Annotated in this window: 14 protein-coding genes, 1 tRNA gene and 2 pseudogenes; 7 read left to right on the forward strand and 10 right to left on the reverse strand. The window is 33.3% G+C overall.

Features of this window, described 5'->3' with window-relative positions; genetic code table 11:
* Positions 1 to 110: 110 nt before the first annotated feature.
* From F6K18_RS22890 to F6K18_RS22925, 9 genes and pseudogenes are all read right to left on the reverse strand, one after another.
* Complete coding sequence (locus F6K18_RS22890) at positions 111 to 1,271, reverse strand: hypothetical protein (RefSeq protein WP_287524410.1); 1,161 nt, start codon at positions 1,269 to 1,271, stop codon at positions 111 to 113.
* Between the two features lie 325 nt (positions 1,272 to 1,596).
* On the reverse strand, positions 1,597 to 2,610 hold the full coding sequence (locus F6K18_RS22895) for a MoxR family ATPase (protein WP_287524413.1): 1,014 nt from the start codon (positions 2,608 to 2,610) through the stop codon (positions 1,597 to 1,599).
* A gap of 15 nt (positions 2,611 to 2,625) precedes the next feature.
* On the reverse strand, positions 2,626 to 3,552 hold the full coding sequence (locus tag F6K18_RS22900; RefSeq protein WP_287524415.1) for a hypothetical protein: 927 nt from the start codon (positions 3,550 to 3,552) through the stop codon (positions 2,626 to 2,628).
* Between the two features lie 204 nt (positions 3,553 to 3,756).
* Positions 3,757 to 5,007: a hypothetical protein gene (locus F6K18_RS22905; protein WP_353735141.1), complete on the reverse strand. Its 1,251-nt coding sequence runs from the start codon at positions 5,005 to 5,007 to the stop codon at positions 3,757 to 3,759.
* Positions 4,990 to 5,196: pseudogene (locus F6K18_RS22910) on the reverse strand (hypothetical protein); the annotation flags it as partial. The pseudogene F6K18_RS22910 and the gene F6K18_RS22905, both read right to left, overlap by 18 nt.
* Before the next feature lie 384 nt (positions 5,197 to 5,580).
* A complete protein-coding gene (locus tag F6K18_RS22915; protein ID WP_287524418.1) occupies positions 5,581 to 6,129 on the reverse strand; it encodes a hypothetical protein in 549 nt (182 codons plus the stop codon).
* A 431-nt stretch (positions 6,130 to 6,560) separates the two neighbouring features.
* Positions 6,561 to 7,175: a hypothetical protein gene (locus F6K18_RS22920; protein WP_287524421.1), complete on the reverse strand. Its 615-nt coding sequence runs from the start codon at positions 7,173 to 7,175 to the stop codon at positions 6,561 to 6,563.
* Positions 7,176 to 7,250: 75 nt separating this feature from the next.
* Positions 7,251 to 7,415 (reverse strand): annotated as a pseudogene (locus F6K18_RS36775) (hypothetical protein); the annotation flags it as partial.
* A 111-nt stretch (positions 7,416 to 7,526) separates the two neighbouring features.
* Positions 7,527 to 7,688 carry a hypothetical protein gene (locus F6K18_RS22925; protein ID WP_287524423.1) on the reverse strand — a complete coding sequence of 54 codons (162 nt, stop codon included), beginning with the start codon at positions 7,686 to 7,688 and terminating at the stop codon, positions 7,527 to 7,529.
* A 584-nt stretch (positions 7,689 to 8,272) separates the two neighbouring features.
* On the opposite strand from F6K18_RS22925, the gene F6K18_RS22930 reads away from it, so the two are divergent.
* The 7 genes from F6K18_RS22930 to F6K18_RS22960 all read left to right on the forward strand — a co-directional run bounded on the left by F6K18_RS22930 (position 8,273) and on the right by F6K18_RS22960 (position 12,228).
* On the forward strand, positions 8,273 to 8,824 hold the full coding sequence (locus F6K18_RS22930; protein ID WP_287524425.1) for a hypothetical protein: 552 nt from the start codon (positions 8,273 to 8,275) through the stop codon (positions 8,822 to 8,824).
* Between the two features lie 248 nt (positions 8,825 to 9,072).
* On the forward strand, positions 9,073 to 9,318 hold the full coding sequence (locus F6K18_RS22935) for a DUF5678 domain-containing protein (protein WP_287524427.1): 246 nt from the start codon (positions 9,073 to 9,075) through the stop codon (positions 9,316 to 9,318).
* An 18-nt stretch (positions 9,319 to 9,336) separates the two neighbouring features.
* Positions 9,337 to 9,729 carry a hypothetical protein gene (locus F6K18_RS22940; protein WP_287524429.1) on the forward strand — a complete coding sequence of 131 codons (393 nt, stop codon included), beginning with the start codon at positions 9,337 to 9,339 and terminating at the stop codon, positions 9,727 to 9,729.
* Positions 9,730 to 10,304: 575 nt separating this feature from the next.
* The gene (gene psbZ, locus F6K18_RS22945) at positions 10,305 to 10,496 is read left to right on the forward strand and encodes a photosystem II reaction center protein PsbZ (RefSeq protein WP_124146930.1); all 192 of its coding nucleotides are present in this window, start codon (positions 10,305 to 10,307) and stop codon (positions 10,494 to 10,496) included.
* 183 nt (positions 10,497 to 10,679) lie between these two features.
* A complete protein-coding gene (ribH, locus tag F6K18_RS22950) occupies positions 10,680 to 11,261 on the forward strand; it encodes a 6,7-dimethyl-8-ribityllumazine synthase (protein WP_287524432.1) in 582 nt (193 codons plus the stop codon).
* 296 nt (positions 11,262 to 11,557) lie between these two features.
* Positions 11,558 to 11,629 (forward strand) — tRNA-Gly (locus F6K18_RS22955).
* 194 nt (positions 11,630 to 11,823) lie between these two features.
* Complete coding sequence (locus F6K18_RS22960) at positions 11,824 to 12,228, forward strand: hypothetical protein (protein ID WP_287524435.1); 405 nt, start codon at positions 11,824 to 11,826, stop codon at positions 12,226 to 12,228.
* 794 nt (positions 12,229 to 13,022) lie between these two features.
* Here F6K18_RS22960 and F6K18_RS22965 read toward each other — a convergent pair.
* The gene (locus tag F6K18_RS22965; RefSeq protein ID WP_287524438.1) at positions 13,023 to 13,838 is read right to left on the reverse strand and encodes an acyl-CoA desaturase; all 816 of its coding nucleotides are present in this window, start codon (positions 13,836 to 13,838) and stop codon (positions 13,023 to 13,025) included.
* Between the last annotated feature and the right edge of the window lie 421 nt (positions 13,839 to 14,259).

The following is a 14,259-nucleotide window of genomic DNA, read 5'->3' on the forward strand; positions in this document are numbered from 1 at the left end:
CCTAACCCCCCTTAATAAGGGGGGAACCGCTTAAAAAAGGGGGAGCTTTCAAAGTCCCCCTTGAAAACGGGGATTTAGGGGGATCGTAAATGTTTCTCTCCAAAATAGTTTTAGCCATACAAATTAACTCCTACTGGAAAAGGATGTCCTAACAATATTTTAACCAAATCATTTAATCCTTCTCGATTCAAAGAATACATAGGAATAAATTTAGCAATATCTTCAGCAGTAGTCGTCCTCCACTGAAATTTAGGAACAGGATTTAACCATCCATATAAATAAGTATATTCAGATAATTGCCTGATAAAATTATCAGTTTTCTCCAATATTTCACTATCATAAGTGCGTCGTGCCGCTCCCCCATCACTAACAATAACTACACTATTCTTATCAGCTTCCTGAGAGAGAATTTCCTCAATAGGCAAAGGCTTAGTTAAATTAGATTGAGTAAACAAATAACCCCTTGGAACATTGTGAAAATAAAAAACACTTGTCTGATTTAACAACCCTCCCTTTTCGATACTTTCCTGTAAAGTATCAATCAATAATTTAAAAGGAGACATAGAACCTTCACGGTCAATTAACAAAACTAATTTGACTTGATTTTTGCGACGAGGTTGTAACACTACATCAGAGATAAAACCCATTTTACACAATTGATTAATTGTTGCTTGAACATCCAAATCTTCAGACACACCCTCTCGTTTTAGGGACCTCAAATTACGCCAAATGCCAGTCATTTCTCGGCGAGTTATTGGTAAACGGGGAATCAGATTATAACTTTGTCTAAATCTCAGTTTTATTGGTGTTATTTCTGACGGAAATTTTCTAGAATAATCGCGAGGTAAAATTGAATTAGTTTGTTGATTAGGTTGAGATTTATTTTCTTGTTCAACTTCAGATGAAACTGGAGAAATAGAATTACTATTATTTTCTAAATTTTCAGTCTCTTGAGGAGGAGAAATAGAATCTTCTTCAACTTTGGGCGATGGAGATTTATCGGTTTCTTGTAATCGGTTTTCTAACTCAGGTATAACTAACTCTTCAAACAATTCATTAAAAATATTTTTGTCTTCTAAAGACTTAACCCATAACAAACATAAAAGTCGTTTTAACCGTTCAATATCTTGCAACCCCCCTCGACTTTGAATAGTTTTAATCGCCAGTAAATATTCAGAAATTCCCACAGGAACATCCTCTTGCCTCAACCTATTAAACAAAGGCAAAAAAAGAGTTTCGGATTCAACAATTAATAATTCAAAGTCAATCATTTAGTAATATAGTCCAGTAGGGTGCGTTAGGCGCTAGCCGTAACGCACCACTATATAATACCATTTCTCAAAAGTAATGCCACCTGTGGAAGGTAGTCAAAATAACTAGAAAAATTACAGAGGTTAGTTAACAATAAAATTACGTCAATAAATAGTATTTATAAATAGAAAATTCAAGTACAACAAAGTTTTTGAGAATCGGTATAATTCAAAAGTAACATCAGGAATTAATTATCAAATAATCTGCGGGGTGGGTTAAGCTTTCCTCAAAAATGGTGCGTTACGCTCCGCTAACACACCCTACTGGACTTACGCTTATTAATAATTATATTAACTGTTCTATAGCATTTCGATCGCTTTGATTTTTTACTAAAGTATGGAGAAAAGGAAGTTGACTTAATTTAGTATTATTTAATTCTTCACCTGTTATTGCCTCATTTTGCCACCTTCTTTCTAAAAGTCGCAACCAATTAATAAACTCTCCCGTACTAGGTTTTTTCCGCCAAGAAATCTTACCACGAAGTTCTACAAATTTATTTAAAGCAACTTCAAAAAGAGGAGAAATATCTTGTTTAAAATGATTAACAACAATTTTCCTCAAATCCACCTCATTCGGAAAATCAACATAATAAAACAGACAACGACGTAAAAAAGCTTTAGGCAATTCTTTCTCTTGATTACTCGTAATAATAATCAAAGGTAAGAAATCCTTTCTAGCTTCCCGCTCCTCTCCCCTAAGAGCATCATATTTCCAGTCTTTAACTTCCTTTATTTCAAACTGTAACCTGTCTAAAACCAAAAGTAAATCATTAGGAAAATCAATATCAGCTTTATCAATTTCATCAACCAAAACAACTGAAGGAATATCCCTTTCAGCAGAAAGTTTAATTGCCTCTCCTAACTTGCCTAGCTCCACATATTTTTTCCGCTCAATAGCATCAGTTAATTCCGGTGAATTATTTATCTGTTTCTCCTCTAATTGACTCTGAATAAACTTATATTCTTGAAGGTCATATAAACGGCGAATATTATCATAAGTATAGAGTAATTCTTCAGCCCGACTGGTAGAACGAATATAACATTCCTTCAAAGGATAACCCAACTCATAAGCAATAGAATAAGCAAGACGAGTTTTACCACAACCAGGTTCACCTTCTAATAATAAAGGGCGACGTAAATAGAGAGCATCATTTACTGCCTCAGCCAGATTTTTAGAAGCAATATAAGGTTCCTTTTTTCTGGGTATATCTGGAAATTCTTCCCCATTTTCGTCTTTTAATGGTTCATACTTTTGGTCATTACCTTGACCTTCATATTGTCTATCTGCTAAGTTATTCATTTTTTCAAAATGTCTTTAATTAATTTGTTTCAATTCATCAAAAATTTCTTCAAGGGTGTTATAAGTCGGAAGCAAATGACCTTGAGCAATTTTTAACCGTCCAAGGTATTCATCGATCAAAGCTTCTTGTATCTGTAATTGTTGAAGAAAACCCCTAAACCATTGACATAACTCATTGATTTTAAAGTATTTAGGTACATCTAGGCGAGTACAGCCATTAATAGATTGTTTCGTAGAAACATTAGCAAAAATAATAATTAAACACTGACTTTTATTCTGTAAACAGCCATGATATTTCGTTTCTATTTCCTGTAAAAAGTTATGCGTAATCGAATTTAATTTTTGTTTATTTATACTGTAATTCCAAATTATCAATACAACATCTAAAGGATGAGTATGAACCAATAAATCAGTTATTTGATTGATGTTGTCAAATTTTAACCTACTATCAATTTGTGATTCAATACTTCCATAAGCTTCCGATAAAGTAATATTAATAGGCATCCGATATTCACGTTGAGTTTTCTTCTTCAATTCTTGGAGAATTCTCTTAATAATGTAATCATTTAAAATTTTGTAATCTCCGCTAACATTAAAAGCAAAAATTCCTTGATAATCTAATGTTTTTTTAAATTTAGATGCCAACTTATCCAAATCATAGTCAACAATCATATTATTATTTATTTGATTATTATCTATTTTGAGAAATGTTTGAAAACTCGATTGTGTTTTATCAGTTTGTGCCCTTTTTTGCTCCAGAAGTTGATTAATAGCATAGGTTTTTGAAATAGGCGATCGCTTGAGTTTTTCAATATATCTTTCTATAATCAATATTGCATCTGAGTCTGAATTTAATTTCTTTTGAAAAACTTGCAAAAAAGATACTAAATTTTCTTGATTATCTAAGATTAAGCTATAAAAATTAGTGACTAATTCTTCCACAGGCAAATTATAATCTACTGCTGCTTTATCAATTTGTATCTGACAAATATTTATCAGTGATTTTAAATATGGGCTAGGCTTTTCCAGGGCAAGAAAATAGCTAGTTAAAATTTATCCTAACTTACATCTTTCGTCAATATTCAAATTTGACATGAACCAACTTATACCGATTTTCTTTTAACTATATTTACTATATTTAAGGAATTAAGAAGTAAGAAGGTCAACTGAAATTGTCGTGAAAAAAGCCAATAAAAAACGGGCAGAAACTTCCGCTGCATATTCACGAAATTGGTCATTTTTATCATGGTTTGCATAATCTTGAACTCCTTTAACAATAATCATGGGAATGTCCCGAGTTTCAGCTACTTTACCAATAGCGTAAGCTTCCATTTCTACTCCTAATGTTTTCCGTTGTAATTCCTTGATACCTTGGAAAAGTTGGGGGTCTTCTTGTACTTTGCTAGTAGTAGCAATTGGACTAATATGAATTTTAGGATTTAATGGGTCTTTATAACGTTGGTCTTTTAAATATTTTTCTCGTTCATTATTAATTCCTTTCAGGGCTTTTTTTGTTAATTCCAAAGAGTATGTTTTCAATAATTTTTTTTCTTTTAATCGTGGAATTACTTCTTCCCAGTCTGGGCATTCTGTTTTTCTTTCTGAATGTTCATTTGGTCTAGAATATTCATTTGGTTTTTGTTGGTAATCATAAAGTTTGTGGAGCAACCAACGTTCTTGATGATAGTAAGATTTTGGTCTAGGAGTTTGAATAGTACTTAGCCAATCTTGAGAGAAATCTTCAATAGCAACCTTCCATTTAGAATTAAGATTATAGGTGCGAATATCATGGAATATTTCTTCAAAACGAATTTGTTGATTATTTATTAATTCGTCATGAGCAACAAATTTACCATGGTCAAAATTAAAGACTCTATCAGCAACAATTACATCACCTAAAAAAACATCTTTTTTATTGCCTGCACAGACTCCAGTCATTGCTAAATAACATGGTTTTAATTCAGAAGTAAGTCGAGTTGCCAGAATACTTGTATCATTTTCTCCCATTTCCGGAGGTCGGGCTGCTAATATATTTAATTGAGTACCATTTTTATGGTTCAAAGTAGTTTTGTAGTAGGGATAGTTGGAACTATCTTTCAATTCTTGCCAAGTATTTCCAGATTGATTATCGCAGTTTTTCAGAGCATCTAATTCATCTTTGAGAGCTGTAATAATTAGAATATCAATTGTTGATGAAGGAGGTTTGGTATCGGGTATTGATGGAATAGGTGATGGATTATTTGGAGGTGAGGTAAGAACAGATATTTCTGTGTTTAATTCTCCGATGTTTAATTCTTCTATTCTTCTTTTCCCAATACTAATTATTTTATTAGCAATTTCTATATCTGTCTCCTCTAAATTATATTTTTCTGGTTGGCTCAAAATATACTTTAACAAAGCGATTAAAGGATGATAATCTGGTGTTCGACTAGAGACTGAATAATCTTTAAATTTGGATACTAAAATAGTACTAAATTCATTAGTTTTTAAGTTAAATTCAATACTACCAATAAAATAGTTATCAATTCCAGCATTTATAAGAATAGCTTTTCTTCCTGCTATTGCATCAATATTCATAAAAAGATTTTCTAATAACCTTTAACCTTTCTAGTTGAATCAAATCGTCTAGTTTTAACTTTGAGAATATGCAATTGTTTGTCATTTTAGTTTATTTCCATTAATTGATGTTTTAAATTTTAACAGTTATAGGGTTTATCAAATTGGTGAGATACAGTTTTAGACCCCCCCTAACCCCCCTTACTAAGGGGGGAATTGCTTAAAAAGGGGGATTTAGGGGGATCGTAAATGTACCTCATCTGTATAAGAAATGCTATATCTAGAAGAGAAATTTTTGACCTAAGAAATACAGCATATTCCTCCTATAAGAAGTACAGAGATTAACAATTAAATGTTTGTAGTGCGGCCATATTTGTCCCCGATGAATGTACCTGACAAAAGTAGAATCTGCTATTAAGGCGTTAAAGTTGTTTCAATAACTTTTCTCAACCTTTTCCAAGCTCCTTCCCCTTTAAATTTTTCCCAGAATGACGAAGGTTGGTCGTAAAAATAAAGCTGTTCTTCACTTAAGCAGTAAACAACAGGCACTTCATACCATAGTAAATCAACATTCTGATCAAAAGGATTTTCTTGACGTATCTTCCTTTTATTTTCTTGGTCTAAATTATCGACAACAGCAATAGAAAAACAAATATTAGTAGGTATTCTAAAATTCCAAAGTTGTGCGGTAATAGATGAAGTAACTTTTTCTTTTCCATATTCTAGGCACTCAGCAGAATACTGTCTTAAAGTCTGTACAGTAATAGAGGGGAAATAAGTAATAATAAAAAAAGTATCTCCTCTCATATCAAATAAGCCAAAATTAAGTTCAAAACTAGTTAATTTCACTACAAGGTCGGCATTAAAGCTTCCATTTTTAGTTTCAACATTATTCTTTATATCTAAAGCACCCTGATTTTTCAGATTTTCCTGAATACTATCTAAATAAGTATTGAGGTTCATAGTTCACCCTTCTATTAGTATTAATATATTTTGAATTTTAAGCAGTGCGAGCATCTTACTCGCCAGTAAGCTGTTGTGGATTTAAACCGCATATTTGTTGTGTGCTTAGTTGATGATATAACCCTTATTACTTCTGTACGGGTGATTCTTCAGCAATTAACAATTAACAATTAACAATTAACAATTACCTCTTCTTAAAACTGACAGGATTGACTAAAAGGATTTTTTTTTATTTGATCCTTTTAACAGGGGAGGCTTTAAACCTGAATTGTTGAATGAATAATTATTAACTATCAACTCTTAATTAGTAATTATTCATTATTAATTATTCATTATTCGGTAAATTACCCCTAGTGACTTCTGACTTGCTAAACGCATTTTCAATGCGTCTTAGCTAACTGTTATCTGAGTGAGATAAAATTCACTATATATTAGGGAATTAAAGTTGTTTCAATGACTTCTCTCAACTTTTTCCATGCTATTTCTCCCTTGAATTGTTCCCAGAATGATGAAGGTTGGTCATAAAAATAAAGTATGGCTTCATCTAAACAGTAAATAACAGGAACTTCATACCATAATAAATCAACATTATGATCGAAAGGATTTTCTTGGCGTATCTTAGTTTTAACTTCCTGGTCTAAATTTTTAACCACAGCGATGGAAAAACAAATATTACAAGGTGCTCTAAAATTCAAAATTTGTGCACCAACAGATGAAGTAGCTCGATCTTTTCCATATTCTAGGCATTGAGTAGAATATTGTCTTAAAGCTTTTGTATTTATAGAGGGTAAATAATCGATGATAAAAAAAGCATCTCCCCTCATATTAAATGCACCGAAAGGAAGTTCAAAATCAGTTATTTTTCCTACAAGCTCAAACTCAAACTTTCCATCTTTACTTTGAACGTTCTTTTGTATATCTAAAGCCCCTTGATTTCTGAGATTTTCTTCAATTTTGTTTAAGTAATTATCTAAGTTTTGATTATTAATTTTTATTGCTTCAGGAGGTTGGTTTTGCAGAAATTTTTTAATTTGTAAATTTCCCATTTTATTCAATACCTTCAAAAACTGAATATTTCGATCATCTAAATAATAAAATTTTTGTCTCGATTGATTGATTATACTATCTATAATCTCTAAAAGTGGATGATAATAAGGCTTTTGACGAGAGACTCTATAGTCTATTAATTTAGCAACAAATATACTTACAAATTGCTTAATAGGTAAGTTAAAATCTAGGCCATCTATAAAGTCAATTCTAACAGATTGTAGAAATGCTCGCCTTCCAGCAACGGTATCTCGTTGTTCACAGAATCACATCAGGATTAAAATAGGCGATCGCTACTCCTCTAATCAGCGATTGACTGGACAATCCTTGAATGGGCCGGAAAACTATAACTATACCCATCCTTCCGGTGTAAAATCTCGACCACCAATAGAAAATTTACCCCTCTCATAAATTGTCCCATTAGGGTGCATCTCCTCCATCAAGTCACTAAGATGAGTGCGTACTGCCATATATTCGATACGAATTGCTGTTAAAATAACCGCACAAGCCATACTTTTACCTAGTAATTGAACTGCTTTCTATTATGGCTAATTTATTTTGAAATGTGTAAAAATAAAACTGCTTTTCAATAAACTTTAACTCATTTCAAATACAGCTCAATTACTAATGCTTATTATTAATTTTATCTTCTGGCGATCGCTGATAATAATTTTAGGTTAGTAAGTCAAACAATTGGCGATCGCTGATAATAATTTTAGGTTAGTAAGTCAAACAATTAAATATTTGTAGTGCGGGTATCTTGCCTGCTATAGGTATATTTTATCAAAGTTGAATCTGCTGTATTATTGTAGGGTTTTCTTAGCGTCAACCCAACCTACTGTGTGAAAATTAAACTGCTTTTAGAGGAATTCTGAAAAGTTTTTTGATACTGAATTTTGCCCCCCGAGCAAGCCAACTTTGGGGGGAACAAGAGTCAATTTGCTTGCTCTAGTCCCCCAATTTTGGGGGATTTAGGGGGCTTAGATGTAGCAAATGGGAATTTTAAGAACTCCTCTTAAATCAACTTTAACTTATTTAAAATACTGCTCAATTGCTTTTGTTACCTATTTATTACTTATTACAGAAAAAAAATTCTATGAACGACCAAAAACCAATACTTCAAGTTTTTCTACTTGAATATGAAAAATTGAAAGATGAACAACTCAAACGTATTGCCTTCCGAGACCAAATAATTTATCTAACACTGGGAATATTTGGCGGAATTCTTTCCTTTGCTCTATCAAATAAAACTAATTTTTATGCCCTCTTAGTTATTCCTTGGGTTTGCCTAATTCTCGGTTGGACTTATGTAGTTAATGACGAAAAAATCTCTGCTCTGGGAAAATATATTCGATTAACTCTCACCGAAAAAATCAAAGCACAAATAGATGATTCAGATATCGAATCTATCTTTGGCTGGGAGATTGCTCATAGAAGTGACGAAAGAAGAAAAAGGCGGAAAATACAGCAATTAATTATTGATGAAATTACTTTTGTATTCTCTGGTTTAGTAGCTTTATTTGCTTTCTGGTCTCTAGGTACAAATTTTCCTTTGGTGATTCATATATTTTGTGTTGTTGAACTTATTCTCTTAGTAGTTTTAGGCATAGAAATTATTATTTACGCCGATCTAGCTAAAGGTCGGTAAATAATTAACAATTAATAATTAACAATTATTATCGCTGTTGGTAATAGCTATAGCGAGGTTTATAGTCATTTAAAAAAAGAAGAACATAAGGTAATGCCTTTAGTTTTTGAACTACCCGAATCCGATAACAAACTTGATGGCTACCTGATATTTTATCGAATCTCAGGGAATAATTAGTTTTGACAGTTAAAACGCGATTCAAAAATTGCTATATATTAGTTACAAACCTATTTTTTTCAGGAGAAATTATGAGCGATATTAGCGTCGAAGAATTAGCAGTAATTTTAGAGGAAGATGATAAGTGGTTGACCGAAAATTACAACAAACTTATCCAACAGTATCCAGGACAAATGGTAGCTATTAATGATGGTAAAGTAGTTGCTGTGGGAAGAGAAGTAAGGGATTATTGTGCCGCCCGACAAAAGGCAGGTTTAGTAGGGCCATTACTAATAAACGTACCCCATCCAGACGATTTAGAACCGTTTTTAATTTAAGCAAAGGGCGCTAATTTTATGGCAATTATTAGGTTTAACTACAAACTGGTCAAAGGTACTTTTCAACCTATAATTACTCTTGGCGTTCTTCTAAAAAATGCCTGGAGACGGGTAGATTTTTACGTCGATTCAGGAGCAAATTATAGTGTGGTTAGTTCTAAAGTTGCGGAGGAATTTGAGTTTAATTATCTCGCTGGCGATCGCGTCAATTTACAAGTAGGAGATAGGGGTCTGATTCCAGTTTATTTACACGATTTGGAAATACAATTAGGCAGGGAAAGATTTACTTGCCCTATTGGATTTTCCCATCACTTAGGCGTATCTTTTAACGTTTTAGGAAAGCAGGGAATTTTTGACAAGTTTAAAATCTGTTTTCTAGAATCTCAGGGAATAATTAGTTTTGAAAGTTGAAAGGTAATGAAGTAAGTTAAGAAATCTAAAGCTATTTTTAAATAATTAATAATTAATAATTACCTCTCCTTGAAAAGAAGAGGATTGACTAATCATGAAAATTTTTCTTCTCTTGGTCGATTGGATATGGCGAGGAGACCCGTTCTTGCAGACCCGCTCCGCTAACGCCATCCCTCGACCGCTTTTTATTCCCTTAAAAGGGGAGGCTTTAAACTTTAATTATTCGGTAATTATTCTGAGGAAAGATTTACTAATTTGTCTTTAGTCGCTTTTAGGATAGTAAGGTCTGTTGACTTTAACGACACTTTTGACTGCTCCATCAAAGTAATAAAAAAGGGAAAAGTTTATATTATATCTCTGAAATGACCTACCTACATCAAAAATTAACCACTAAAATTAAGATTATCGTTGCACAGTATGTGGCTAAGAAAAAATTGGTTAGGATATAAACTGATGATGAATCTTAGACAGCGAAAATATTTTTCCAACCGTTCTCTGTTCCCTGTTCTCTGTTCCCTGCTGTATGATATTCTAATTTTTTATAGGATGAGTTTGTTGTTATACCAGGAGAAAAGATGTTAACATTCTTGTTTCAATTTGTACTACTTTTATTAGTAGTCTTATCTTTTGTTTTAGTAGTTGGCGTACCTGTTGCCTATGCTTCTCCCCAAATCTGGAGTCAAGGCAAACCTTTGATCTTTATTGGTTCTGGTTTGTGGTTAGCACTGGTAATTGCAGTGGGTGTTTTGAACTTTTTGGTGGTTTAGGCCAACAATTTTGATTTAAAATTGATAGAATCAGACAGTTCTATTGGGCAATACCTAGAGAAAACATGGTGTAAGAGGCAAGAGATAGCAAGTTAGTCCTTGTTGCTACTTGACTCTTACTAACCTCTATACTAAAAGTTATTAGCTTTGATCTAAAAAATTTAACTAAAAAAGAATTCTAATATGACAGTTTTCGAGGGAACATTTACTCAAACTGAATCCTTACGCTTTGCTATTGTGATTGGTCGCTTCAATGACTTAATTACTGGCAAATTAATTGAGGGTTGTCAAGATTGTTTGAAACGCCACGGTGTAGATCCAAACCCAGAGGGTACTCAAGTAGATTATGTTTGGGTCCCTGGTAGTTTTGAGATTCCTCTAGTCGCCCGTCAATTGGCCATGAACGGTAGCTACGATGCAGTAATTTGTTTGGGAGCTGTGATTAAAGGCCAAACACCTCATTTTGATTATGTAGCTGCTGAAGTATCTAAAGGAATTGCAGCAGCAGCATTTCAAACGGGAGTACCAGTAATTTTTGGCATTGTAACTACAGATACTATGCAACAAGCTCTAGAGAGAGCTGGCATTAAAAGCAATAAGGGTTGGGAATATGCCATGAATGCTTTGGAAATGGCTAGTTTGATGCGTCAAATGAGGGGTTGTATGAATTCCTCATCTAATAATCGTAGTATTACTGGTGCAACACAAGTGTTACCTGTAACTTCCAACAATTTAGTAGAGTCTGATGTATCTTCAGAAGCTTAATGAAGTTATAGTCATTCCGAATCAGAATGGAACACTTTTTCAGCCAAAACCCTTTCACAGAAAGAAAACCTTGTCTCAATCTAAACGAGAATGACTATAGAAGGCAGAAATCAGAAATTATTTTTGTAAAGGGGGATTTGAGCAAGGCTCCAAAAATATTGTGCCTTAAAAGGCGAGGTGGCACGACCCAATTATTTTGATAAACCAAGGAATCTACAATTTTTAATTGGAAAAAATCTGCTGGAGGGTTGACAAATAAAATTATTTGTGAAACTATAGATATATGGTTATAAATTGCGGGTATAGCTCAGTGGTAGAGCGCAACCTTGCCAAGGTTGATGTCGCGCGTTCGAATCGCGTTACCCGCTTAACTGAACTTGAAGCTTTTGCGTAAATAAGGCTGAGATTTATCTATATAAATAGTTAAAACAGAGGAATATCAATAATAAAACTTTTTTCTTTCTCCTCTCGCTTCTGATGTAAGTTAAAATTGGCATAATATACCTATCCTGAATATCAGGTCGTCTTTATTTCTGTCAACACTTTCAGTTCTACAATTACTTTGCGACCTCAAAAAGCTCTGAAAATTGATTTGAATGGAGAGTACCCTTGTCCATGTCGGCGTAGGGGCAACTTAATTCCAATAGCCCTGACTGATGCCTTTGGCTGTAACCGCTGTCAGCAAATATTTGTGGTAAATGAAAGTGGTGATACTATTGAACAACTCTCGACTCACTACCCCTACAAACCAGCTTGGCGATGGACAGGTAAACATTGGAATCGTGCCTATTCTAATTGGAGGGCACATTATGTACCAATAGCTATAGTAATGATTTTAGTCCCATTAGTAATTTGGCTACCCCTGGCCTTACACTCTTCTGGTTCTAATATAGTGATTTGGGCACTAGTGGCAGTGGTTTTGGCTATGCTTCCTGCCTTGATTGTCTGGCTTGCTTATAGACGGTGAATTTGAGTAGGGGAGTCATTTCAGTCATCAGTTATCAGTTATCAGTAAGTAGGTGGGCTTAATTATCGGTACAATAGCAATAAAAATTCACGCGCAGTGAAGACCTCTTGAAAACTGGGTTATAAGTTATTTTTCATATTTTCTATTTTGACCTTTATTTATGCCTACCTACTTACCTCTGCAATAACGAGGCTTGAAATAAGGAATATTCTCTTTTTTTCTCTCCTTTAAAGGATAAACTTTAAACCTTAATTATTCGGTAAAGATTAGAATAATTAACATGAACTGACTAATAATTATTGAAAAGGTTATTTTTTCTGTGTTAATTATTTAATAATTGAAGTGTAAACTAATTTTCTTAAGCAGGAGAGTAGATAGTAGGGAATGATGGGAAATTTTAGACATTTTCAAGAGAATCAAGAAGAGTATTTTTACAGCATATTCTAAGTATATAAAGTACAGATATTAACAATTAAATGTTTCTAGTACGGGAATTTTTACACCATGGTTGTACTTCACTAACAAGGAATCTGCTGTATTACTAATTAATAAGACCTAAGAGCGCGCAGCACAAAGAAAAAAGATGAGATATTAAAGTAGAAAAGTAAGTAAGCATTTCCTACGAAATTCTTACAAAAATAACCCTATATGATGCTTTTCATATAGGGTGAAAAAATGAATTTAGGGCGTATAACAGTCGAAGGAAAGGTTAGGACAGTTCAAAAGTTTAAAACTAAGGCAACGTAAGATTTTTCCTTCTTACTTCTTACTTCTTCCTTCTTCCTTCTGCTATCCTATTTTGTTGCTAATTTCACATCAGTTGCTAAACCAAATACTTGTAATAATTGAATCATCATCCAAGTCGTATCAATTTCCCACCATTTCAAACCATGACGTGCAGAATACTGAAAAGCATGATGGTTATTGTGCCAACCTTCACCATAAGTTAATACGGCCACCCACCAACAGTTAGTAGAAGAATCACCAGCATCATAAGTACGATAACCAAACTTATGAGTGGCACTATTAACTAACCAAGTGCAGTGAAAAACAGCAACTATTCTAAAGAAAATACCCCAAACTACAAAAGGTAAACCTCCTATAAAGTAGAGTAAAATACCGAAAGCAATTTGAATGGGAATAAAATTTGTTTGCAGAAATTTATAAACAGGATCGTCTGCTATATCTTTTGTGTAGCGAGGAACTTCCGATCTGATTGGTAGATTATGAAGCATCCACCCCATGTGACTCCACCAAAACCCACGATGGGAGTCATGGGGATCTTGTTCATTGTCTGAATGTAGATGATGAATGCGATGTAAGCCTACCCAATCACAAACTCCACCTTCACAAGCAAGTGTACCGCAAAAAACTAAGAAGTATTCTAGCCACTTGGGAGTTTTAAAACTACGGTGTGTCACCATACGATGAAAGCCTAATGTAATACCTAGACCACCTGTAATCCAATGTAATAATAAGGCTAGGCCAACTGCAGTCCAACTAAAGTTACTGGGAAGTAGGGCAAATAAGGCTCCAATGTGCAGGAATGCCATAAAGCCTATGATGCTCCAATCAAGGGAAAGTTTTTCTGATGTTGTTGAAATTGTCATGAAAATCTCTAAGTTAAGAACTGAATAGCTCAAAAGGAGCTAGCTTAAATCAAAGCAAATTTATATGTTCGTATAGGATATGGAAAATATTTTGGTAATAACTACTTAGTACATATCTATATAATTCAGAAGCAGAAAGTTAAAAAATATTCTTATACCAAAATCCAGGATATTGTTAAGTGTCTAAGTTTAAATTCCTAACGGATAATACAGGATAATTTTTCTTAAACCGAAGGACTATAAATAAACTAAATAAATATAGTAAAATCTATAATTCTTGGTAATTAACTTTGAAAATTTGATTAATAACAAAAGTCAATTACTATCTTTAACATTGAGAAAAAACTGCTTTGTTTATTGATGCTTTTTACTTCAAAATTATTATGGCTTTTTGATGAAACTTTTTTCAAAAAAAAGCACA

The sequence above is a fragment of the Okeania sp. SIO2C2 genome, from assembly GCF_010692625.1.
Classification (GTDB): Bacteria; Cyanobacteriota; Cyanobacteriia; order Cyanobacteriales; family Microcoleaceae; genus Okeania; species Okeania hirsuta.

Bases quoted from the DNA above. Each gene is read 5' to 3' on its own strand.
- F6K18_RS22890 (WP_287524410.1), bottom strand. From the start codon at position 1,271: ATGATTGACTTTGAATTATTAATTGTTGAATCCGAAACTCTTTTTTTG.
- F6K18_RS22895 (WP_287524413.1), bottom strand. From the start codon at position 2,610: ATGAATAACTTAGCAGATAGACAATATGAAGGTCAAGGTAATGACCAA.
- F6K18_RS22915 (WP_287524418.1), bottom strand. From the start codon at position 6,129: ATGAACCTCAATACTTATTTAGATAGTATTCAGGAAAATCTGAAAAAT.
- F6K18_RS22920 (WP_287524421.1), bottom strand. From the start codon at position 7,175: ATGGGAAATTTACAAATTAAAAAATTTCTGCAAAACCAACCTCCTGAA.
- F6K18_RS22925 (WP_287524423.1), bottom strand. From the start codon at position 7,688: ATGGCTTGTGCGGTTATTTTAACAGCAATTCGTATCGAATATATGGCA.
- F6K18_RS22930 (WP_287524425.1), top strand. From the start codon at position 8,273: ATGAACGACCAAAAACCAATACTTCAAGTTTTTCTACTTGAATATGAA.
- F6K18_RS22935 (WP_287524427.1), top strand. From the start codon at position 9,073: ATGAGCGATATTAGCGTCGAAGAATTAGCAGTAATTTTAGAGGAAGAT.
- F6K18_RS22940 (WP_287524429.1), top strand. From the start codon at position 9,337: ATGGCAATTATTAGGTTTAACTACAAACTGGTCAAAGGTACTTTTCAA.
- psbZ (WP_124146930.1), top strand. From the start codon at position 10,305: ATGTTAACATTCTTGTTTCAATTTGTACTACTTTTATTAGTAGTCTTA.
- ribH (WP_287524432.1), top strand. From the start codon at position 10,680: ATGACAGTTTTCGAGGGAACATTTACTCAAACTGAATCCTTACGCTTT.
- F6K18_RS22965 (WP_287524438.1), bottom strand. From the start codon at position 13,838: ATGACAATTTCAACAACATCAGAAAAACTTTCCCTTGATTGGAGCATC.